Annotated in this window: 16 protein-coding genes; 15 read left to right on the top strand and 1 reads right to left on the bottom strand. The window is 38.3% G+C overall.

Annotation, left to right across the window (positions count from 1 at the left end):
• Positions 1 to 39: 39 nt before the first annotated feature.
• The gene (locus P278_RS09255; protein ID WP_038265706.1) at positions 40 to 894 is read right to left on the bottom strand and encodes an AraC family transcriptional regulator; all 855 of its coding nucleotides are present in this window, start codon (positions 892 to 894) and stop codon (positions 40 to 42) included.
• A gap of 155 nt (positions 895 to 1049) precedes the next feature.
• Here P278_RS09255 and P278_RS09250 point away from each other — a divergent pair, with 155 nt between their 5' ends.
• The 15 genes from P278_RS09250 to P278_RS09180 are packed head-to-tail and all read left to right on the top strand — an operon-like array spanning position 1050 to position 24778.
• The gene (locus tag P278_RS09250) at positions 1050 to 2666 is read left to right on the top strand and encodes a UxaA family hydrolase (RefSeq protein WP_038265703.1); all 1617 of its coding nucleotides are present in this window, start codon (positions 1050 to 1052) and stop codon (positions 2664 to 2666) included.
• Positions 2667 to 2681: 15 nt separating this feature from the next.
• Positions 2682 to 4013: an alpha-L-fucosidase gene (locus P278_RS09245; protein ID WP_316930414.1), complete on the top strand. Its 1332-nt coding sequence runs from the start codon at positions 2682 to 2684 to the stop codon at positions 4011 to 4013.
• Position 4014: 1 nt separating this feature from the next.
• The gene (locus P278_RS09240; protein ID WP_038265699.1) at positions 4015 to 4788 is read left to right on the top strand and encodes an SDR family NAD(P)-dependent oxidoreductase; all 774 of its coding nucleotides are present in this window, start codon (positions 4015 to 4017) and stop codon (positions 4786 to 4788) included.
• A gap of 2 nt (positions 4789 to 4790) precedes the next feature.
• Entirely contained in the window at positions 4791 to 6587 is a 1797-nt protein-coding gene (locus P278_RS09235; RefSeq protein ID WP_082436124.1) for an alpha-L-fucosidase, read from the top strand.
• A complete protein-coding gene (locus P278_RS09230) occupies positions 6587 to 8929 on the top strand; it encodes a PDZ domain-containing protein (RefSeq protein ID WP_038265697.1) in 2343 nt (780 codons plus the stop codon). Before P278_RS09235 ends, P278_RS09230 begins: the two co-directional genes overlap by 1 nt.
• Positions 8930 to 8936: 7 nt before the next feature.
• Positions 8937 to 11186 carry an alpha-L-fucosidase gene (locus P278_RS09225; RefSeq protein WP_038265951.1) on the top strand — a complete coding sequence of 750 codons (2250 nt, stop codon included), beginning with the start codon at positions 8937 to 8939 and terminating at the stop codon, positions 11184 to 11186.
• A gap of 12 nt (positions 11187 to 11198) precedes the next feature.
• The gene (locus tag P278_RS09220; RefSeq protein ID WP_038265694.1) at positions 11199 to 12671 is read left to right on the top strand and encodes an alpha-L-fucosidase; all 1473 of its coding nucleotides are present in this window, start codon (positions 11199 to 11201) and stop codon (positions 12669 to 12671) included.
• 7 nt (positions 12672 to 12678) lie between these two features.
• The gene (locus P278_RS09215) at positions 12679 to 14280 is read left to right on the top strand and encodes a sulfatase family protein (RefSeq protein WP_038265948.1); all 1602 of its coding nucleotides are present in this window, start codon (positions 12679 to 12681) and stop codon (positions 14278 to 14280) included.
• Positions 14281 to 14292: 12 nt separating this feature from the next.
• On the top strand, positions 14293 to 15147 hold the full coding sequence (locus tag P278_RS09210) for a fumarylacetoacetate hydrolase family protein (protein ID WP_038265691.1): 855 nt from the start codon (positions 14293 to 14295) through the stop codon (positions 15145 to 15147).
• A gap of 43 nt (positions 15148 to 15190) precedes the next feature.
• Positions 15191 to 16612 carry a sulfatase-like hydrolase/transferase gene (locus P278_RS09205; RefSeq protein ID WP_235444272.1) on the top strand — a complete coding sequence of 474 codons (1422 nt, stop codon included), beginning with the start codon at positions 15191 to 15193 and terminating at the stop codon, positions 16610 to 16612.
• A gap of 29 nt (positions 16613 to 16641) precedes the next feature.
• Positions 16642 to 18072 carry a sialate O-acetylesterase gene (locus P278_RS09200; protein WP_051413498.1) on the top strand — a complete coding sequence of 477 codons (1431 nt, stop codon included), beginning with the start codon at positions 16642 to 16644 and terminating at the stop codon, positions 18070 to 18072.
• Positions 18073 to 18086: 14 nt separating this feature from the next.
• Positions 18087 to 20252, top strand: coding sequence for a GDSL-type esterase/lipase family protein (locus tag P278_RS09195; protein ID WP_051413497.1), 2166 nt, complete (start codon positions 18087 to 18089; stop codon positions 20250 to 20252).
• Positions 20249 to 21076: an amidohydrolase family protein gene (locus tag P278_RS09190; RefSeq protein WP_038265687.1), complete on the top strand. Its 828-nt coding sequence runs from the start codon at positions 20249 to 20251 to the stop codon at positions 21074 to 21076. The genes P278_RS09195 and P278_RS09190 overlap by 4 nt, the downstream gene beginning before the upstream one ends.
• Positions 21063 to 23435, top strand: coding sequence for a glycoside hydrolase family 95 protein (locus P278_RS09185; protein WP_038265683.1), 2373 nt, complete (start codon positions 21063 to 21065; stop codon positions 23433 to 23435). The genes P278_RS09190 and P278_RS09185 overlap by 14 nt, the downstream gene beginning before the upstream one ends.
• Positions 23436 to 23446: 11 nt before the next feature.
• On the top strand, positions 23447 to 24778 hold the full coding sequence (locus P278_RS09180) for an alpha-L-fucosidase (protein WP_038265680.1): 1332 nt from the start codon (positions 23447 to 23449) through the stop codon (positions 24776 to 24778).
• The last annotated feature ends 10 nt before the right edge of the window (positions 24779 to 24788 follow it).

Here is a 24788-nt window from a genome sequence, read left to right as displayed (position 1 = left end):
CCGACTGAGAATTTAATTTTAATACTGGTTTAAATATGATTAAATGGTTATTCTTCGATACTGACTTGGCGCAATTCCTTTGACCTTTTTAAAAGTGCGATTGAAATAAGACAGGCTATTAAAACCAGAGCGGTAACAGGCTTCAGAAATTGACTTTTGAGGTTCGGATTCATTGAGAACCTTGCAAGCGTAATTTATTCGGAGTTCATTTAAAAATGCTATAAAAGATTTATCGGTCTTATTCTTGAAGTATCTGCAAAAGGCCGATTTATTCATGCCCGACATATAGGCGATTTCTTCTAGTGCAAGCGGTTTTTGGAAATTTTCCATGATGTGCTGTATCACTTTATTCAGTCGGACATCTTTGACCTCATAATTTAATAACCAATGCTTACTGCTCAAAATGAATTTGTCTTCGATGTTATGCAGCTGATAGAATAGATTCAAAAGTGCAATACCATTTTCATGAATTGTATTGGTATTCATTTTGTCTAAAATTTGCATGATTGGATAGGTTGCCTGACTCCTGAACAGAATTCCCCTTTTGCCTGTATCCTGTAACTTTTTTATGTAAGAAAAGGTATTGCCGGAAGCTTTGTTGAATTGGAGTGTATCTTCTTTTATATGAATTACATAGGCAAGAGAATAATTATCATCTTGTTCTTCTTGCCTTGTGGAGTCAAACATATGCGGAACATTGCTTCCGATATAAAAAATGTCATTTTCCTTAAAGCTGCCAATGTAATCACCGGCATATAGGGTTCCAGTTCCTTTTACAATGTAAACAATCTCTGTTTCAGGGTGATAATGCCATAATTTGAGAAACTCTTTTTCTTTGTTTTTTGATACTTTTATGTCGCTGTCTAAATTTTTCTGAAGAAAATGCAGTTTCATGTCACCTATGATTGTGAATTCGTATAATTACATAACATTTGCAATTAATAGTTCGATTATGCAAATATTGTACAAGTATAAGCAAATTTAGTATAATCTATAAGGAGCTTTTAGGCTTAATTTTGAAGTTCTTTTAATTTAAGATAAAAAATACATTGAAAAATTATTTAATTATATCGCCTGAAGATAATGTAGCGGTTGCATTGGAAGATTTGAAACCTGGAGATAGTATCACTTTTCCCGATGGTTCTTTTTCATTAAAGGAGTTGGTTCCTGTGAAGCATAAGTTTGCCCTGAACGACTTTAATATTAATGACAGAATTATAATGTATGGGGTTCCGGTGGGCAAAGTTTTGAAACCAATTGCAAAGGGTGAATTGATAACTACGGAAAACATAAAGCATGAGGCAGCGACTTATGCATTTCAAAATAAAGAATACCAAACTCCCAAGGTTGATATTTCTGATTTAAAAGAAAGATCTTTTTTAGGGTATCATCGTTCAGATGGCCAGGTTGGAACGGCAAACTATTGGATATTCATTCCCATGGTATTTTGTCAAAATAGAAATTTAAAAGTGCTTAGGGAGGCTTTTGAAGCGGAACTGGGATATAAAAAAGAAAATCCGTACAAACTACAATTGAAGAAACTTGTTTCAGGGGAGTCTGCTGAAGTTTTTGTTGAAGATGTTGAAAAAGCTTCTGAAAAAGTATTTGAAAACATAGATGGGATAAAGTTTTTAACTCATGAAGGAGGTTGTGGAGGTACGCGTGCTGATGCAGAGGCCTTGGTAAATTTATTGGCCGGATATATAAAAAATCCGAATGTTGCGGGGGCTACGGTAATGAGTCTTGGATGTCAGCATGCTCAAATAAGTATGATTCAGGAGGCGCTGACCAAAGATATTAATTTAGAAAAGCCTGTTTTGTATTTTGAACAGCAACAGTTTAGTTCAGAAAAAGAAATGCTCATGTCGGCAGTAAATAAGACCTATAAAGAGCTTTCAGAAGTTAATAAAATTACTCGTAAGCCTGCACCTTTGAGTAAATTAACCCTGGGATTGGAATGTGGAGGTTCGGATGGCTTTTCCGGAATTACGGCCAATCCATTAATAGGCTTGGTGTCGGATAAGATTAATGCCCTTGGAGGAAAAAGTATTCTGTCGGAATTTCCCGAATTGTGTGGAGTTGAACAAGATTTAATAGATCGCAGTCCAAACCGGGATATTGCTGATAAGTTTATACATCTTATGGAGAGCTATAATAAAAAGGCTCATGAGGTGGGGTCAGGTTTTGATATGAACCCATCTCCCGGAAATATTAAAGATGGTCTTATTACGGATGCTATAAAATCGGCTGGAGCTGCAACAAAGGGAGGTCGTAGCGCTATTGCTGATGTACTTGATTATGCCGAATATGCAACTGAGCAAGGTTTGAATCTATTGTGTACTCCTGGTAATGATGTTGAGTCCACTACAGGACTTGCGGGCTCTGGTGCCAATATGATCTTATTTTCTACCGGACTTGGAACCCCAACAGGAAACCCTGTTTGTCCTGTAATAAAAATTGCCTCCAATTCTATGCTTCCGGCAAAAATGAAAGATATTATAGATTTCGATGCTGGTAAGTTGGTGTCTGAAGGCATATCTCAGGAAGAATTGTCAAATCAATTAATAGAATTAATAATTGAAATTGCCAGTGGTAAAAAACAAACCTGTGCAGATAAATTAGGACAAGATGATTTTATTCCCTGGAAAAGGGGGGTATCCCTTTAAATTAAAAACCAACCAATGATGAAAAAAGTAATAGGTACCTTGTTATTCTTTTTGGCCATTGCTCAAGTCATAAGCGCTCAGCAAAAATACGAACCTTCTAAAGAAAATCTGGAAGCTCGTGAATGGTTTCAGGATGCGAAATTTGGAATGTTTATCCACTGGGGGGTATACAGTATATTAGGAGATGGCGAATGGGTAATGAACAATCAGAATATTCCTGTTAACCGCTATCAATTACTTCCATCTTTTTTTAATCCTCAGGATTTTGATGCGAAGGAGATTGTGAGCCTGGCTAAAAATGCAGGGATGAAGTACATTACCATTACGACCAAACATCACGATGGTTTTGCTATGTACGATTCAAAAGTATCGGATTACAATATTGTAAAAGCAACCCCTTATGGCAAGGATATCTTTAGAATGCTGGAAGAAGAATGTGAAAAGCAAGGTATAAAGTTATTCGCTTATTATTCACAATTGGATTGGAGGGATTCTGATTATTTTCCAAGGGGAAGAACGGGTGTAAAAACCGGTCGACCAAACGAGGGTGATTGGGAAGCTTATTTGGAATTTCAGGATGCCCAGATCAAGGAGCTTGCTGAAAATTATAATATCGCAGGTTTTTGGTTTGATGGATGGTGGGACCAACAGGATAAAAGCGATAAAAACAATCCAAAGAAAACGAAGATTGATTGGCATTTAGACAGAACTTATAAGATGATTCACGATGTTGATTCGGCTCTTCTTATTGGGAATAACCATCATGTACTTCCATTTGAGGGAGAGGATTTTCAAATGTTTGAAAAAGATTTGCCCGGAAAAAACACGACTGGTTTCGGGGGGACCGAAATTGGAAGGCTTCCACTTGAGACTTGTGAGACAATTAATCATTCCTGGGGTTTCAATTTACAAGACGGTAAGCATAAATCGATTAAAACACTTATCCAGTATCTGGTGAAGGCAGCAGGAAATAATGCAAATTTCCTTCTTAATGTAGGGCCTATGCCAAATGGGAAGATACAATCAGAGCATAAAGACAGATTGTTGGCAATGGGAGATTGGATTCGCGAAAACGGAATGACTATATATGGAACCAGAAATGGGCCAGTCTCTATAGAAAATGAAATAGTCTCTACTCAAAAAGGGAAAACAATTTACCTGCATATTCTTGACCCGAAAGATGGAAACATTGTTATTGATGGTTTTAAAGGGAAGATAAAAAACATGAACTTTTTCAAGGATCAGTCAAAGCTGAAATTTAAACTCAAAAGCGACCAATTAATGATAGCGATCCCTGAAAATAAGCAAGATGAAATTGATACAATAATTGAAATAACACTTAGATAATATGTCATTTAGTTTAAAAAATAAGGTAGCGATAGTAACTGGAGGTGCAAGTGGAATTGGGAAAGCGATTACCACCAGATTTGCAGCTTCTGGTGCCACAGTACATATGCTTGAATTTAGTGAAGAAAATGGGAAGCAAGCTGTAGCAGAAATTGAAAAAGAAGGGGGAAAAGCTGTTTTTCATCAGTGTGATGTATCGAATCATTCGCAGGTAAAAGAAATTATTGATGCTATCGCGAGTGAACAATCTATCGACATTCTCGTAAACAATGCGGGAATTGCGCATGTTGGTAATGTTGAAAACACCACTGTCGAAGATTTAGATAGAATTTATAATGTAAACGTTAAAGGGGTGTACAACTGTATATATGCGGTAGTACCTCATTTAAAGAAAAAAGGCGGGATTATTCTGAATATGGCATCCATCGCTTCATCTGTGGGTATTTCTGATAGATTTGCATATTCGATGTCAAAGGGAGCTGTACTTACCATGACATATTCTGTTGCTAAGGATTATTTAGAAAGTGGTATTCGTTGTAATTGTATTTCTCCAGCCCGGGTACATACACCTTTTGTAGATGGTTTTATTAAAAAGAATTACCCAGGTAAAGAAGACGAAATGTTTGATAAACTTTCTAAAACGCAGCCAATAGGTAGAATGGGTAAACCCGAGGAGGTCGCCAATCTGGCACTTTACCTATGCTCTGATGAAGCTTCTTTTATTACAGGTACAGACTTTCCAATAGACGGTGGATTTATAAAATTAAACGGATAACTATGTTAAAAAGACTTTGTTTGTTATTGTTGTTAGCACTGATGAACTCAAATGTTTATTCACAAGAGCACAGTGTTGATCCATTAGCGCAGAAATTACAGGAAAGACCATTCCCTGAATGGTTTAAAGATGCCAAATTGGGGATTTTTATTCATTGGGGATTGTACTCAGTTCCTGCTTATGGAGGTAAGGAGTCTTATTCTGAATGGTTTTTAAGAGGGTTGCAAACGAATGATCCGATTCGTACGGAATACATGAAGAAGAATTTTGGGCCTGATGCAACCTATAAAGATTTGGCACCACATTTTAAAGCAGAACTGTGGGATCCTCAGGAATGGGCTCAATTCTTTAAAAAAGCGGGTGCGAAATATGTGGTGCTGGTATCAAAACACCATGATGGTTATGCACTATGGCCGAGTAAATTTAATCGTAATTGGAATAGTGTAGATGTAGGTCCTAAACGCGATATTGTTGGGGAGTTAACAGAAGCGGTAAGACAAGAAGGTCTTAAAATGGGATTGTATTATTCGCTTTCAGAATGGAATCATCCATTACACAGATGGTATACGGATCCTCATGATAGTATTGGAAGATATGTAGAAGAATATATGATTCCGCAGTTTAAAGAAGTGATAGGTACTTATAAGCCGTCATTGATTTTTTCTGATGGTGAGTGGTTCAATACAGCCAAGCAATGGCATGCTGCAGAATTAATAGATTGGTATTATAATTTGGTGGGCGATGAAGCTATTGTAAATAACCGTTGGGGTCATGGATTGGATGTTGGGTTTTTAACGCCGGAATACAGTGCCGGAATTAAAGTTACAGATCGTCCCTGGACTGAAGTGAGAGGGATAGGTCGTTCATTTGGACTCAATAGAAATGAAAATCTTGAAGCCTATGGTACCTCTGCAGAATTGATTCACCGGTTCGTGCAAACTGTTGCCAATGGTGGTGGGATGATTATTAATGTCGGACCAAAGGCAGATGGTCAGATACCATTAATTCAACAGGAAAGATTGGTCGATCTTGGTAATTGGCTTGCATTAAACGGAGAGGCTATTTATGGAGCACAACCTTATATCGTTCAAGAACAAGAAAAAGATGTTCAGGAAGAACGTATTGATTCTGTTATTAAATTTAACTGGGTACGTAACTCGCCGGTAAAAGGTATTAAAGAAGATTATTTTACTGCCGAATGGAATGGGTATATCGTAGCTCCTCAATCAGGGAAATTTAATTTTGAAGTGAAGGCAGATGATGAAGCAGCTGTCTGGATAGATGGCAAGGCAGTTATAAATCAAAATATTATAGCAGAGGGAAGTGACTCTGAAGTTATGGGGGCTAAAACAGGTGCTGCCACACAAGGTAGTATTAAATTAAAAAAAGGGAATATTTATCCGATCAAAATAAAGTACAAGGAAAACAAGCAGAATGCACACGTATCATTGTTTTGGAGTGCAAAGGGGCTTGATAAAGAAGTTGTTCCCTCTGATGCCTTTTATGTTGATATAAATAAAAGCGTTTCAGGTCTTAAAGGAGTATACACTTCTAAGAAAACCTATCTGTGCTATACCCAAAATAATAACAATACATACGCGATAAGTTTTGAATGGCCAGATGACGAATTGATTTTAGAAATGCCGAATCCGGGAATGAATGCAACAATCAAATTGATTGGATTGGAGAAGGACTTGCGTTGGAAATATGAAAATGGAGCTGTAAAGGTAAATACCTCTGAAATTAAATATTCTGAATTGCCTTCGCATATGGCGTGGACCTTTAAAATCAGTAAATAATGCTAAAAAGGATTCACCTGTTATTGTTGGTCATGATTATCATGCTGGGTTCATGTAACGTCAGCGAATTAACGCTTTATGTGTCTCATAGTGATGAGGCTGCTCAAGATGATCATGCTTTTCGTACCATCGAGGATGCCATGGAAATGGTTTCCAGACTTCGAAATGAGGGCGAAAAGTCACCTATTACAATATCCATAAAAGAAGGGGGTTATTATCTGAGTAAACCAATTCTTATCACCCCTGATTTAGGGCCGCTTAACCTTAGAGCAGCATCTGGTGCCAAGGTTACTATTAAGGGCTCTGAATTACTTGATTTGTCGTGGCAAAAAAATGAAGGTCAATTGTACGTTTCAGCCTACGACGATGATCGTATTATTGACCAGTTGTATATCAATGGAATTAAGCAAGTTTTGGCGAGATATCCAAACTACAAGGATGGAGATCTGCATTGGAATGGTTATGCTGAAGATGCAATCGATTCAGTTCGGGTTCAGGGTTGGTCGGATCCTGCCGGGGCTTTGGTTCATGCATTGCACAGTGGTGAATGGGGAGGGTTTCATTATAAAGTAACAGGTAAAGAAAATGGGAAACTTTCCTTAACAGGAGGACATCAAAACAACAGACCTTCTAAGATGCATAAAACCTATAGAATGGTTGAAAATGTTTTTGAAGAACTTGATACTATTGGAGAGTGGATACATAAAAACGATACGTTGTATTATTACCCAATACCGGAGGTGAATCTGGCTGAAGCCAAGGTAGAAGTTCCTGTGCTTAAGCATTTAATTGAGGTGAGGGGAAGTGAGAAGGAATTTGTAAAAGATATTACGATTGAAGGAATACATTTTGAGCATACGTCCAGAACATTCATGGAAAATTATGAGCCCTTACTGAGAAGTGATTGGACCATTTACAGGGGAGGTGCCATTTTATTGGATGGCGTAGAACGTGTGGAAATAAAAAATTGCGATTTTACGGATCTTGGGGGAAATGCCATTTTTGTTAGTAATTATGCTAAAAAGATAGCTATAAGGGGTAATCATATTTATCGTTGTGGCGGTTCGGCAATATGTTTCGTTGGAAGTCCGGAAGCGGTTCGTTCGCCTGCTTTTCAATATGGTGAATTTGTACCATTAAACGAAATGGATCTTACCAAGGGCCCAAAGTCTGATAAATACCCTGGTGCATGTTTAGTGTCTGATAATTTAATACACGATATTGGAACAATCGAAAAACAAACTGCGGGGATTCAAATTGCCATGGCAATGGATATAACCGTGCGTCATAATAGTATTTATAATGTTCCGAGGGCAGGAATTAATATTGGTGATGGAACGTGGGGTGGACACATCCTTGAATATAATGATGTATTTAATACGGTATTGGAAACCGGCGATCATGGAGCTTTTAATTCATGGGGAAGAGATCGGTTCTGGCACCCTAACAGAAGTTATATGGATAGTTTGGTGAAGGAAAAGCCGGAAATGCCATTTCTCGATGCTATTCATACTACAATAATTAGAAATAACCGATTCCAATGTGACCATGGATGGGATATTGATTTGGATGATGGGTCTTCTAATTATCATATATACAATAATCTTTGTTTGAGTGGGGGTTTAAAACTACGAGAGGGGTTTGACAGAACAGTCGAAAACAATATTTTGATCAATAACGGATTCCATCCTCATGTTTGGTTTGAGAATAGTCAGGATATATTCAGAAGAAATATCGTTTTCAATAGCCATAGGGATATTCGTTTAGGTGCATGGGGGAAGGAAGTAGATTACAACTTCTTTACAACAGCCTCAGACCTGGCAAAAGTTCAGGAGAAGGGAGTGGATAGTAATAGTATAACCGGAAGGGTGGCATTTGAAGATCCTGTGAATGGAAATTATAATTTGAAACCTGAATCTGATGCTTATAAAGTGGGATTTGAAGAATTCGATCAAAGTCAATTTGGAGTACAAAATACACGATTGAAGCCATTGGCGCAATCACCTAAAATACCACAGCTAATAGATGATCTCGGGGGCGATACCGATAATACTTATACATTGTTAGGTGCCCATATGAATAACATTCGTACCATGGAGCAAAGATCTGCTGCAGGACTTGATGAAACTCGTGGCGTTATTATTCAGGATTTTGAAGCCGGTAGCGATTTTAAGACATCGGGATTCTTAGTAGGTGATGTTATTCTGGGGTATGAAGGATCTGAGATTAAAAGTATGACCGATTTGTTAAAGTCTTATGAAGGGAGTAAATGGAAAAGCGCTGTTCAGGTTGAAGTGTTTAGAAATCAACAACCAATCAATATTACACTTAAAATTAAATAGTATACCCATGAAAGAAAAAAGTTTAATAATTGGAATATTTGTCAGCGTTTTGTTTATCGCATCGTGTTCTAAGGTTAAGGTGGCGGAGGAGAATTTGATGCTTGTAAACAATACAATTACGGTTGATACTGATGATACGAAAGACTCCATTGTTTTAAAAGCAGCACATGTAGTTCCTACTCCGAATCAGTTTGAGGCTCAAAAAGATGAATTCATAGCATTTGTGCATTTTGGTCCAAATACCTTTACCCGAAAAGAATGGGGTGATGGAATGGAGGATCCAAAAATATTCGATTTAAAAGAGTTGGATACAGATCAGTGGTGTGAAGCCATGAAATCTGCGGGGATGACAAAAGTTATTCTTACGGTTAAACATCACGATGGTTTTTGTTTGTGGCAAAGCAGATACACGGACCATGGCATTATGTCTACTGGTTTTCGAGATGGAGAAGGAGATGTTTTAAAGGATTTATCGAAATCTTGTGAGAAGTATGGTTTAAAACTTGGAGTTTATCTTTCTCCGGCCGATCTGTATCAGATTGAAAGCCCTGATGGACTATATGGAAATTTAAGTAAAACTACAAAAAGAACGATCCCAAGACCTGTTGAAGGTCGTCCATTTGAAAACAAAACAACATTTGAGTTTGAGGTAGATGATTACAACGAGTATTTTTTAAATCAATTATTTGAGTTACTTACGGAGTATGGACCGGTACACGAAGTTTGGTTTGACGGAGCTCACCCGAAACGTAAAGGAGGTCAACAATATAATTATTTAGCCTGGAAAGAGTTAATTCAGACGCTCGCTCCTAAGGCGGTTATTTTTGGAAAACAAGACATCAGATGGTGCGGTAATGAAGCTGGTGCCACCAGAGATACCGAATGGAATGTCATTCCATATAAAGAAGATCCGAATGATATGAATCGTTTTGGAGATCTTACAGCAAAAGATCTGGGAAGTAGAGAAAAGTTATATGAAGGGAAATATCTACACTATCAACCAGCTGAAACCAATACTTCAATCAGAGCGGGATGGTTTTACAGGGATGATACTGATCAGGAAGTTAGAGGTGTAGACGATGTTTTTGATATGTATGAGCGTACTGTTGGCGGTAATTCGATTTTCTTGTTGAATATTCCTCCTAATAGAGAGGGGAGATTTTCTGCAAGAGATGTTGAGGTGTTAAGAGAAGTTGGTGAGCGTATTAAAGAAACCTATACTGAAAATAAACTTGCTGGCGCTATGGGTGCTTCAGAGGTGTCAGATGACAATGAAGACACCTATGTTGTATTAGATCAGGTTAATAATGTAGTTGAATTAGAAACAGCTGAACCAGTAACAATTAACCGTGTAGTTGTTCAGGAAAAAATTGATACCCATAGTGAACGCATCGAAGCGCATACACTGGAGGCTTTTATTGATAATCAGTGGCAAACCATTACCAAGGCTTCAAATGTAGGTTATAAAAGAATATTGAGGTTTCCTGAAGTTACCTCGAACAGGTTTCGTATAAAAGTAGAGAAGTCTAGATTTAATCCAGCGATTTCTTTTATAGGGGGGTATTATTATGAATCAAGACCACCACAGCTAACCATTTCAAGAACCATTGATGGTCAGGTAACTATTACACCTAAAAAAGATGGCTTTAGCTGGAAGCCTCACGGTGAAAATGTTCAGGAAAATATTAATTCCAATCTGGAAATCAGATATACTACAGATGGTTCAGATCCTAACAGAAGTTCGGATGTATATGATAAAGCATTTGACCTTCCTTTTGGTGAGGTGAAAGCTGTAGCTTTTGCTAAGGATCAGCAAGGTGATGTTACTTCTGAAATATTTGGGATTATCAAAAGTGGTTGGAAAATTACAGAAGTGGATAGCGAAGAAGAAAAACATGCTTCGGATAAAAGCATAGATGCCTCTGCAGCAACGTATTGGAAGTCGAAAAAAGGTTCAGCATCACATTTTATAATTGTTGATTTAGGAAAGGAAGAAGAGTTTAATGGATTCGCTTATACTCCGCAGCAGGAAAATGCTGAGGGAATGCTTGAAAAAGGGGTGTTCTCGGTAAGTAAGGATGGAAAGAACTGGCAACAGGTTTCAGCTTTTGAATTCGGGAATCTGATAAATGATCCGGTAACCAGGAGGTTTAATTTTAAGAACCCTGCTGTGGGAAGATATATTAAAATTCAATCGACCAGGATAGCCGGAGGTGATAGTAGCTTGGCTATAGCTGAATTGGATATTATCAAATAAAAGCAACGACTTATGAGAAAGATATGGGTTTTTGTTTTAATAATGATGCTACTTTTCGGTAGTGAAAAGCTTACAGCACAAAAAAAATACGAGCCAACATGGGAGTCTATAGACAGTAGAAAAACTCCGGATTGGTTTGGTAATGCTAAGTTTGGAATATTTATTCATTGGGGACCTTATTCGGTGCCTGCCTGGTCTCCTAAAGGGACTTATTCTGAGTGGTACCAATATTGGCTTCAGAACAAAACCCTATTTGGTAATGGTAATTTTAAAGGTGATGAGGTAGTTAACTATCACGAAAAAACCTATGGTAAGGATTTTACCTATTACGATTTTGGTGAAATGTTTACGGCAGATCTATTTGAACCAGATGCATGGGCAACTTTATTTAAAAACTCTGGAGCTAAATACATCGTGTTGACCTCTAAGCATCACGATGGTTATACCCTGTGGCCAAATAAAGAAGCCAACGACAGGGGCTTTGCCTGGAATAGTATGGAGGTTGGAGCTAAAAGAGATCTCGTTGGTGAACTTTCAAAATCTGTTAAAGCTGTGGGCCTTAAAATGGGATTGTATTATTCCCTTTATGAGTGGTACCATCCATGGTGGCAGCAGGATAAAGAACGATTTGTGAATGATCATTTCCTGCCTCAGGTTAAAGACCTGGTTACTAAATATGAGCCTGATGTATTATGGGCAGATGGAGAATGGGATATGGATGCTGACAAATGGAAATCTAAGGAATTATTAGCTTGGCTGTTTAATGAATCTAAAGTGAAGAATTCCATCGTTATAAATGATAGATGGGGTAAAGGTGTCAGGAAACATCATGGAGGTTTTTTTACCACGGAGTATGAGTCTGAAGCTCCAGAATTTACTCGTCCCTGGGAAGAATGCCGAGGAATGGGTTTTTCTTTTGGTTATAATCAAAATGAAGATGCCCAAGATTATAATTCATCTAAATCTCTTGTGTTAATGCTTATTAATGTGGTAAGTACAGGAGGTAATTTACTATTGGATATTGGACCGGATGCCAGGGGGAATATACCGCCGATTATGCAAGATCGACTTTTAGACATTGGTAAATGGTTAAAGGTAAATGGCGAAGCTATATATAATACAAGACCCTGGAAAGATTCTTTCCAATGGTCTAAAGGTGAGCAAAACTATAAGCCTAAACAGCACTATTTGGGTGGCGATTTTATATTGAAGCAAACGATAGATCCTGAACCGGGTTATGCTGTGAAAGAGTTATTTTTTACTCAAAATGATGAGGCTTATTATGTGATTCTACCAAAATGGTATCCAAAGGAAATAATGGTTAAAGGATTTGAATCATCTAAACCTAGTAAGGTTACGTTTTTAGCAACTGGAGAGGAATTGAAATGGAAAAAGTCAGAGAATAACCTTAGCATACAAATGCCGGATTATTACCCGTCTAAAGTGGAATCAGATTATGCATTTGTTTTTAAAATTTGGAAATAATACAATAATGAAGAGAGTCGTAATTTATTTAGTCATCACTTTAGGACTGGTCTTAACCTTAAGCATTTTTTCATGTAAAGGGAAAGAATCATCACCTAAGGAGGAGGTAAAAAACAGGCAATTACCAAATATCATATATGTCCTTGCCGACGATTTGGGGTATGGCGATATTCAAGCCTTTAATTCAGAAGGGAAAATAAAAACTCCTCATCTTAACAGATTGGCCGAGGAAGGAATGCGATTCACGGATGCACATACCTCTTCTGCAGTTTGTACCCCAACAAGGTATGGTATTTTAACCGGGAGATACAATTGGAGAAGTCCCCTGAAAAATGGAGTTTTAACCGGAACCTCCGAAGCACTGATTCCTAACGACAGGGAGACTGTAGCCTCTTTATTAAAGCGTAACGGGTATCATACGGCCTATATTGGTAAATGGCATTTAGGATGGAACTGGGCGAAAAAAGATGCTGTGAAGGGGCTCGGACCAGGGTGGAATGATACCGATTATGAAAATATAGATTTTGAAGCTCCCATTACCAATTCACCAAACGATCTCGGTTTTGATTATGCTTATGGGCATTCAGGTTCTCTGGATATGGCACCCTATGTGTATGTAGAAAATGAGAAGGTAACTGCACAGCCAAACAGGGTTACAGTAAACAAAAGTAAGTACGGATGGTGGAGAAAAGGACCAACCGGAGCAGATTTTGAACACGAGCAGGTGACGCCTCATTTTTTTGAAAAATCATATCAATATATTCAGGAGCAGGCAAAATCGGAGCAGCCATTCTTTTTATACTTACCATTACCCTCGCCTCATACGCCTGTATTACCAACTGAAGAGTGGCAAGGTAAAAGCGGGATGAATCCGTATGCTGATTTTATGATGATGATAGATGATTATATGGGACAACTTGTACAAGTGATCAAAGAGGCTGGAATCGAAAAAAACACCCTTATTGTTTTTACAAGCGATAATGGATGTTCGCCTCAGGCTGATTTTGAGGTACTGGCTGAATATGGCCACGACCCGAGTTCTATTTACAGAGGTCATAAGGCAGATATTTATGAAGGAGGGCATAGGGTACCATTTATTGTAAAATGGCCTGCTCTTATTAAAGCTGGATCCGTTTCTGATAAAACCATTTGTACTACTGATTTTATGGCTACATGTGCGGCGATAGTTGAGGAGAATCTTTTGGATAGTGCGGCTGAAGATAGTTTTTCAATGTTGCCATTGTTGAAAGATTCCAACACAGATGGATATAAGCGCGAGGTGACCATTCACCATTCAATTAATGGAAGTTTTGCAATTAGAAAAGGAAAGTGGAAACTCATATTCTGTCCGGGATCCGGTGGATGGAGTTATCCAAAACCTAACTCAAAGGATATAGACGCATTGCCTGAATTTCAGTTATACGATTTGGAGAAAGATCCTTCAGAGACTACCAACCTGGTAGATTCTGAAACAAAAGTAGTTGATGAATTAAAGTCACTGATGGTTTCAGCCATCGAAAATGGACGAACTACTCCTGGGGTCAATCAGCAAAATGATGCACCTATGAATGGAAAAAAATGGAAACAAATTGAAATATTTAACAAGTAAATATAGCGAACAATGAAATTAATAAGATTTGGAGAGCCTGGAAATGAAAAACCAGGGGTAATTGTAGAAGGAAAAAGATTAGACGTTTCAGGTTTTGGTTCGGATTATACTGAACAGTTTTTTGAAACAGATGGTTTGAATCGTTTAAGCAAATGGTTAGAAGCCAACCAGGGAGATTGTCCACACGTGGATGAAGATGTACGTTTAGGGCCTCCAATTTGCCGTCCGTCGAAAATAGTTTGTGTTGGATTAAATTATGCCAAACATGCAGAAGAAAGTGGTATGGCTATACCGAAAGAGCCTGTATTGTTTTTTAAGTCAACTTCAGCTATAGTTGGGCCAAATGATGACCTGGTTATACCAAGAGGAAGTGAGAAAACTGATTGGGAAGTGGAGTTGGCAGTTATCGTTGGCAAAAAAGCATCGTATGTAACTGAAGAGGATGCGATGGATTATGTAGCGGGATATGCCGTGCATAACGATTATAGTGAAAGAGCATACCAATTGGAACGTGAGGGGCAATGGGTGAAAGGAAAAAGTAATGACACGTTTGCTCCTATTGGTCCATTTTTAGCAACAAAGGAGGAGATTCAAGATCCACATAACTTGAATTTATGGTTGAAACTTAATGGGGAAGAAATGCAAAATAGTAATACTTCAGATTTTGTTTTCGATATTCCGAAGTTAGTAAGTTATATCAGTGAGTTTATGACCTTGTTGCCGGGCGACGTTATATCGACGGGAACCCCTTTTGGTGTTGGTCTTGGACTAGATCCGCAACGTTATTTAAAACCTGGCGATGTAGTTGAATTGGGAATAGAAGGATTAGGTTCAGCTAAACAAGTAGCTAAAGCTTATAAACAATAAATTTTTTAGAATGCAATTTAAAAGGAGAATAATATTGGCTAGTATGATCGTATTATCTTTTTCTTGTAAAAGGGAAAAGGCTATTGAAGAACGTTCGAAACCTAATATTATTTTCCTTTATACAGATGATCAAAGCTATAAAGATCTTCACGCACTTGGAAATACAGAGGTTATTACCCCTACCATGGATGCTTTGGTAGCTAAAGGGACTACCTTCACTAATGCTTATAATATGGGAGGCTGGAATGGCGCTATCTGTGTTGCTTCCCGGGCGATGATGATTAGTGGGAGAACTGTCTGGAATGCCCAACAGATCTCTAAAGAGTATAGTCAGAATAAAGCATTGGATAAAACCTGGCCCAGATTAATGGAAAAGGCAGGTTACGAGACTTACATGACTGGTAAATGGCATGTTCAGGCTCAGCCAGACTCCATTTTTAATCATGTAGGACATGTTTTAAGGGGAATGCCATTTGATACACCTGAAGGTTATAACCGACCTCAAAATGAAAATGACACCCTATGGCAACCCTGGAAAAAAGAGTTTGGTGGATATTGGAAGGGAGGAAAACACTGGAGTGAATTGGTAAAAGATGATGCCTTATCTTTTATAGACAGTGCTAGTGTTAAAGACAAACCATTCTTCATGTATATAGCATTTAATGCGCCTCACGATCCAAGACAATCACCTAAAAAATATGTAGATATGTATCCTTTGGATAGTATAGAGATACCTGAAAGTTTTTTGCCAGAGTATCCCTATAAAGAAACCATGGGAGCAGGAAAAAATTTAAGGGATGAAAAGTTAGCACCTTTTCCAAGAACCCCTTATGCTGTAAAGATTAATCGGCAGGAGTATTATGCAATAACAACACATCTGGATGATCAGTTTAAATTGATTTGGGACAAACTCAAGGATAGTGGTCTCGAAAAAGATACCTATATCTTTTTTACCTCAGATCATGGACTTTCTGTAGGAGAACACGGATTGATGGGGAAACAAAACATGTATGATCACAGTGTACGGGTGCCATTAGTTATTGTCGGACCGGATATACCTGAGGGCAAAAAAGTTGAGCACGATGTTTACTTACAAGATTTAATGGCTACAGCTATTGATATCGCAGCGGTTGAAAAGCCTAACTATATTGAATTTAGCAGCCTCCTGCCTTTTATTCAAAATGACAATAAAAAAGGAACTTACGAGGCGATTTACGGGTGCTATGAAAAGAGCTCTCAACGAATGATCAGAAAAAATGGATTCAAGCTAATAGTATATCCGCGATCGGAAGAAATATTATTGTACGATTTAGAAAAGGACCCATTAGAATTAACCAATATAGCAGAGATGCCTGAGCAGGAAGATCGTGTAAAGGTTCTATTTGAAGATTTAATAGGGCTACAGCAAGAAATGAACGACTCATTGAATCTGCAACCGATTCTCGATAAATGGACCAAGATATAATATCAATTATTTGAACTTAAAAAGGCAATATGAAAGCGTTTAGTAGTAATGTGATTTTCGATTTTAACAGGTCAGGCAAACCATTGGCTTTTGTTTCTCTTCTATTGATTTCCTTGTCGGTTAATGCTAAAATTTGGCTTCCATCCATATTGTCTGATCATATGGTATTGCAGCAAAACAGTAATGTAACCTTATGGGGGTGGACGACTCAAACGGCCGAAACAATTTCCATTTCAACTTCATGGAGTGATAGTGTGTATACGACCAAGGCTTATCAAGGAAAATGGGCACTTAGCATACCAACTCCTGAAGCAGGAGGGCCATTTAATATATCTATAAAGGGACATGAAACGATTACGCTAAAAGATATTTTAATAGGAGAAGTTTGGTTTTGCTCCGGACAATCTAATATGGAGTGGTCACCATTGAAAGGATTGGATAATGCAGAAAACGAAATTAAAGCAGCTGATTATCCGAAGATCAGATTTTTTTCGGTACGTAAGAAAAAGGCCGAATACAAACAAGATGATGCTGAGGGGTTATGGGAACTTTGTACCCCCGAAACGATGAAGGACTTCAGTTCTGTTGCCTATTTTTTTGGTCGTGAATTAAATACAAAACTTGATATACCGATTGGATTGATAAACTCTAGTTGGGGAGGAACTCCAGTAGAGGTTTGGATGGAAAAGCAAACAGTAGCATCAAATTCGGATTTGAAAAAGGCAGCCCAACAAATAAAAGATTATGTTTGGTGGCCAAATGACCCAGGGGTAACTTACAATAGTATGGTGTATCCTTTTTTGAACTTCACCATTGCTGGAACGATATGGTATCAGGGAGAATCTAACAGAGATATTGCGGATAGCTATTATAAATCGTTTCCGTTACTTATAGAAACCTGGCGCGATGCCTGGAAAAAGGACTTTCCATTTTACTTTGTACAGATAGCTCCATTTAAATACGGTGATTCTAAGACAAATCGAGAAGCCGCATTTGTAAGGGATGCTCAATTGAATACTTTGAAAACCGTTTCAAATACAGGCATGGCAGTCACAAATGATATTGGAGATCTTACCAATATTCATCCTACGAATAAACAAGACGTCGGTAAAAGATTAGCGCTATGGGCCTTGGCTAAAACCTATGGTGTTAAAGGTATCGATTATAGTGGACCTTTATATAGTGATTACGAGATCTACGGAAATAAAATTTTAGTGAGTTTTGACCATGTCGAAAAATTAATGACCAAACAACGACATATTAGCTGTTTTGAAATTGCAGGTGAGGATAAGGTTTTCTATCCTGCTAAAGCTAAGATTAAAGGAAATAAAGTACAGGTGTGGGCAAAAGAAGTGCCAAATCCTGTTGCTGTTCGATTTGGTTTCACCAACGAGGCTTTGCCAAGTTTATTTGATGAATCCGGTCTTCCTGCATCTGCCTTTAGAACAGATAATTGGTAATTGAAATAAGGTATATGAAACTTCAAATTGGACTTATGTATTTTAAAAAAGTATTTACCTCTGTGTTTATACTTTTTATGCTTATAAATGGATATGGCCAAATTTTCGTTGGCGAGCGCGTTAAAATTGCCTGTGTAGGTAATAGTATCACCTATGGAATGAATGTAGAAAACAGGAATCATAATTCTTATCCAGCTCAGTTACAGGCTATGTTGGGAGATAATTACCTCGTTGAGAATTTCGGTGTAAGCAGCAGAACCTTAACAAGAAAAGGGAATTATCCATATTGGAAGGAGGATGCTTTTAAAAAAGCGTTAGCTTTTAAGGCTGATATTGTGTTCATTAAATTAGGATCAAATGATGCCAAGGCTGTTAACAGGATTCATTTAGAGGATTATGAAAGTGATTATAAAGCATTGATAAATGAGTTTAAGGTTGCGAACCCTAAATCGCGTATCGTACTGATCTATCCATTGCCTTCTTTTCATTCAGACACCACCTATATATGGGAACCGGTTATTAGGGATCAGATCATTCCAAAAATTAAAAAGGTTGCCTACGATACCGGAGTAGAAACGGTAGATATGCATCAATTATTTATGGATAAATCCAGTTTGGTTCCCGACAAAATTCATCCAAATTCTTTAGGAGCAACCATAATGGCCAGGCGTTTGTATGAAGTTGTTAAGCAAAGTTCTGATGAAAAAATAAAGATAACGTCCTCTGAGGATGTAAAAGATATCCGCAGGTCTGATTTTCATGGTTATAACCAGTATGATTTTATATTTAAGGGAAATGCAGTAAAAATAGTTTTCCCAAAAAAGCCGGCAGTGGGTAAGCCATGGATCTGGAGAGCTCGTTTTTTTGGTCATGAACCTCAGACGGATATTGCCCTTTTGGAAAGAGGATTTTATGTGGTGTATAGTGATGTGGCCAATTTGTATGGATCGGATGAAGCCATACAACGATGGAATCGGTTTTATAAGTATTTACAGGAACAAGGCTTTGCGAAGAAGGGAGCTATAGAAGCCATGAGTAGAGGCGGACTCATCGCTTATAATTGGGCGGCTAAAAACCCGGATAAAGTAGCTTGTGTTTATGCAGATGCTCCCGTGTTAGATATTTTGAGTTGGCCAATAGGAAACGGGAAATACAAAGGAAGCTTAAAGGATACCGAACAACTTAAAAAAGTATATGGGTTAACCGCTGATGAGGACTTATATACATTCAAAGGAAGTCCAATTAACAAGGTGAAGAGAATAGTTCGTGGAAAGTATCCGATGTTGCATGTATGTGGAGCAGATGATGCAGTGGTTCCTCTCGATGAAAATACACAGCCTTTTACTCGGGATATCCGTAATTCAGGTGGCGATATTCGAACCATCTTTAAAGAGAACAACGGACATCATCCTCATAGTTTGAAGAATCCAACCGTTATTGTGAACTTTATACTGGAAGCTACAAACCAGAAGCTGAATCTCGCAGTTGTGCCAGCCCCGTCAGGCGAATTCAGGTCTGGAGCAGGCTGGACTAAAGGTACTGATTGGTGGAAACAGGCTGAAGACATAGATTCTATTTGTGCCAATACAGAGGACGCAGATATATTACTTATCGGAAATTCAATAACGCAGGGCTGGGGTAGTAATCGACCCCATGTGACTTATAAGCCGGGTAAGAGCGTACTCGATTCATTATTCCCAAATAAAAAAATAATCAATGCCGGTATTTCAGGCGACCGCACGCAAAATGTGCTTTACCGAATTAAGAACGGACACTATGAGAAGTGTCGTCCAAAGGTCGCAGTGATAACTATTGGAGTTAATAATTTCATTAATGATGATAATGCGGTTGAAATTGTAGCAGGTATTGAACGCATTGTGGAATTGGCAAGTTCAAAATTTTCATCTCAAACGAAAATTTTGCTTTTCGGACCGCTACCAACCGGTGTAGAATCAGACTCCGATCGCAGAATGAAATATAATTCCATTCATAATCATTTAAAAAAGCTATCGCTACCTGACAACGTCATTTACTGTAATCCGGTTGAGGAGCTAACTGATGCCAATGGAACGTTGAATTTGGATTTGTACAGTAATGACGGAATTCATCTGAAGCCGAAAGGATATAAGGTTTGGGGTGGATATATCGAAAATAGAATTAAAAATATTCAAACGAAATGAGACTAGATGCCCATCAACATTTTTGGAAGTTTGATCCGGTAAGAGATGCCTGGATTGATGAAACCATGGAGGTTATCAGAAAGGATTTTTTGCCAACTGACCTGGAGCCCATTTTACAAAAGAATAATATTGATGGTTGCATTGCAGTTCAAGCGGATCAATCTGAAACGGAGACGGCATTTTTATTGGATATAGCCCGGAACCATAATTTTGTTAAGGGGGTTGTAGGTTGGGTAGATCTTTTAGCTGATAATGTTGAGGACCGACTTGCACATTTTTCATCAAATAATAAATTGAAGGGTATTCGGCATATTGTACAAGCAGAACCCAACGACTTTATGTTGAGGTCTGATTTTCAAAATGGGATTAGCAAGCTAAGCCAGTTTGACCTTACCTATGACATATTGGTCTTTCCAAGGCAATTGCCGGCGGCCATTAAACTTGCGGAAAAATTTCCTGATCAAGCTTTCGTATTGGATCATATTGCTAAACCTGCAATCTCTTCAGGGATGGATAGAGAATGGCAGTCAGATATAAAGGAGCTTGCTACATGCGAAAATGTGTATTGTAAGGTATCAGGATTAGTTACCGAAACAAAAGATTTTCAATGGAGAGCGGAAGAGTTCACTCCTTTTCTGGATGTGGTTTTTGACAGCTTTGGAGCAGATCGATTATTATATGGCTCTGATTGGCCCGTATGTTTATTGTCTTCGCCATACGAGACTGTTTTGAAGATTATAGAAGATTATGTACCAAAAGAACACCATACCAAAATTTTTTACCAAAACACAGTTAATTTTTATAAACTAGATGAAAACTTATAAATATTTGATTTTTACCATGCTGGGTGCCTCCCTTTTTGGTTGCAAGAAAGAATCGATTACAGCTACTAATAACACACGCTTATGGTATGAGGAGCCGGCATCCAAGTGGATGGAGGCCTTACCGGTTGGGAACGGTAGATTAGGAGCAATGGTTTTTGGAGACACCAGGAATGAACATATTCAGCTCAACGAAGATTCCATGTGGTCCGGAGGACCTGATTGGGGTAATGCAAAAGGAAATAAAGAAGACCTTGAATACATCAGACAATTAATTCGTGACGGTAAAGTTCATGAGGCCGATAAAGAGATCATAAAGCGATTCTCTTATAAGTCCGTATTGCGTTCTCATCAAACCATGGGAGATTTGTACATCGACTTCCAAAATGAGGTTTCGGAAGCGGAAAACTATCAAAGGAGTTTAAGTTTAGATAGTGCTTTAGTGACAGTGAGTTATAAGTTGAATGGTAATAAGGTGGTAGAAAAGGTCTTTGCTTCTCGTCCTGATAATACCATGGTTGTTCATTTAGAAACGGATGCTGAAGAAGGTTTGGATTTTAATCTCAGACTTGACAGGCCAAAAGACAAGGGACGCCCAACGGTTACAGTATCTAATCCAGCCAACAATGAAATCAGTATGAAAGGGGTGGTTACCCAATTTGGCGGAAAAAAATTTTCTAATGCGTTTCCGATAGACTACGGGGTTAAGTTTGAAACGCGATTAAAGGTACTGAACGAGTCAGGATCTGTTAGTGCAGAAAACGGAAAGCTTAAATTAAAAGGGGTTCGTAAAGCCACGCTGTTTATCGTAGGAAATACTTCGTTTTACTCGGAAGATTACGCAAATGAAAATAATAATGACCTGGCAGCATTAGCGGGGAAATCGTTTGATGAATTACTGGAACGGCATGTAAATGACCATCAGTCACTATACAAGCGTGTAGCTTTCGAACTAGGAAATGATGCCCTGGATACCCTGCCAACAAATAAAAGATTAGCACGTTTAAAAGAAGGGCAATCAGACCCTGATTTGGCCGCAACCTTATTCCAATATGGGCGGTATTTGTTAATTGGTTCTTCCAGACCAGGAACTAATCCGGCTAATTTACAAGGCCTCTGGAATCAGCATATAGAAGCGCCGTGGAATGCAGATTATCATTTGAATATTAACCTTCAGATGAATTATTGGCCGTCTGGAGTTGCCAATCTGAGTGAATGTCAGGAGCCATTATTTGATTATGTTGACCGACTTATTGAGCGTGGTAAGATAACAGCCAAAGAGCAATACGGAATCAATAGAGGAGCCGTTGTTCATCATACCAGTGACTTATGGGCGGCACCTTGGATGAGGGCAGCAACGCCATTTTGGGGAGCATGGATTCATGGAGGTGGATGGATCGTACAACATTATTGGGAACATTACAGGTTTACTCAAGATGAACAATTTTTAAAAGAGCGCGGATATCCGGCTATGAAAGAGATTGCTTCTTTTTATTTAGATTGGTTGCAAAAGGATCCTGAATCAAATAAGTGGATTTCATATCCTGAAACTTCTCCTGAGAATTCTTATATCGCTGCTGACGGCAAATCTGCTGCAGTTTCTTATGGGGCTGCCATGGGTCATCAGATTATTGCAGAAGTTTTTGATAATGTGCTGGCATCGGCACAAATCTTAAATATTAATGACCCCTTCATAAAAGAAGTAGAGGAAAAAAGAACAGACTTATATCCGGGAGTAGTAGTCGGCAAAGAGGGTAGAATTCTCGAGTGGAATGAAGCCTATGAAGAACCAGAGAAAGGTCATAGACATATGTCTCACTTATATGCTTTACATCCGGGAGATGATATTACGGAAAATAATCCAGAGGCTTTTAAAGCAGCACAAAGAACGATTGATTATCGATTGGAACACGGAGGCGCGGGTACGGGCTGGAGTAGAGCCTGGATGATTAACTTTAACGCCCGATTACTGAATCCGGAAGCTGCTCAGGAAAATATTAAGAAGTTTTTTGAGATCTCTATTGCAGATAACTTATTTGATGAACACCCTCCTTTTCAAATTGACGGAAATTTTGGTTACACCGCTGGTGTTGCGGAATTATTGTTGCAATCTCATGAAGGATTTTTCAGGCTTCTACCTGCCCTGCCTTCAAATTGGAGCGAAGGTAAAATAAGTGGTATCAAAGCAAGAGGTAATGTGGAGGTGAGCATAGAGTGGAAACAAAATGCATTGACCTCGGTTGCATTAAAGGCTCCCGTGGATAAATTGATCACATTGAAATATAATAGCAAAAATATTGAGGTTGCTCTGGAGGCTAATAAAACACTGGTTTTAGACCAGAACTTAGAAATTATAAAATAAAAACATAATAAATGGTGAAAAGGTTACTGATACTGTTGTTGATTTTAGGGGTAACTCCTCTATCTGCCCAAAAAGCTAAAAAAGAAGAAGAGAATAAAATGCAATGGTTTAAAGATGCTAAGCTGGGTATCTTTATCCACTGGGGTTTATATGCGGTTAATGGAATTGATGAATCCTGGTCTTTTTTCAATGGTTACATTTCTCATCCTGATTATCTTAAACAAACCAATGGTTTTACAGCGAGTAATTACGATGCGGAACGATGGGTAAAATTAATTAAAAACAGCGGGGCAAAATATTCAGTGATTACGTCTAAACATCATGATGGTTTTGCCCTATGGGATTCGAAGTACGGTAGTTTTAATGCTGTAAAAAGTGCAGCAGCTAAAAAAGACGTACTTACTCCTTTCGTAGGTCAATTAAGAAAGAATGGATTAAAAGTAGGAATCTATTATTCACTACCGGATTGGTCTTATGATGATTACACTCATTTTAAACGCGATTCGTTGCGATATAAAATAGCTGAGGAACCAAAAAGATGGCAGAAATTCCTTGAATACTATCAAGGACAACTAAAAGAGTTATCGGATAATTATAATCCGGATCTTTATTGGTTCGATGGTGATTGGGAACATAATTCTGAAGAATGGCAGGCTCCAAAAGTGAGAAAGATGTTGCTTGACAGAAATCCAAACACCATTCTCAATTCAAGACTAAGAGAAGAAGGCGATTATGCTACCCCGGAACAAGGGATGCCTATTACCCGACCTGAGAGTAAATATTGGGAGCTATGCATTACGATGAATAATTCCTGGGGATTTCAAAAAAATGATCATGATTACAAGACAACAGATCAGATTATAGGAATTTTTTCTGATGTTATAGGTAATGGCGGTAATATGTTACTGGACATTGGTCCGAAGGCTGATGGTACCATTCCGGAGGAACAAGTTGAAATTTTAGAAGGATTGGGTCGATGGACAAACAAACACAAGGAGGCAATTTATGGTACGATAGCTGGAATTCCAAAGGAACACTATTACGGTGCCACTACTTTATCTAAGGACCGAAAGATCCTTTACCTTTTTGTAAAGGGAAATCCCGGAGGAGAGGTTGTTCTAAGAGGTTTAAAAAATAACATCAACCGAATCTGGGTGGTTGGGAATGGTACAAAATTATCGCATCAAGTGGTAGGTAAAGTTTATTGGAGTCATTATCCGGGGATTAAATATATAAAGGTACCCGAATATGTATTGGATGAGAATATGACGGTAATAGCTGTTCTGTTGGATGGGGAAGTGGATCTTTACCGTGAAGATGGAGCTGTAATAGAGAGCAATTAATTCATTTTAA

The sequence above is a fragment of the Zhouia amylolytica AD3 genome (assembly GCF_000511935.2).
Lineage (GTDB): Bacteria > Bacteroidota > Bacteroidia > Flavobacteriales > Flavobacteriaceae > Zhouia > Zhouia amylolytica.
Note: the sequence above shows the minus strand (reverse complement) of the source record. Positions and strands in the feature narration are given on the sequence as shown.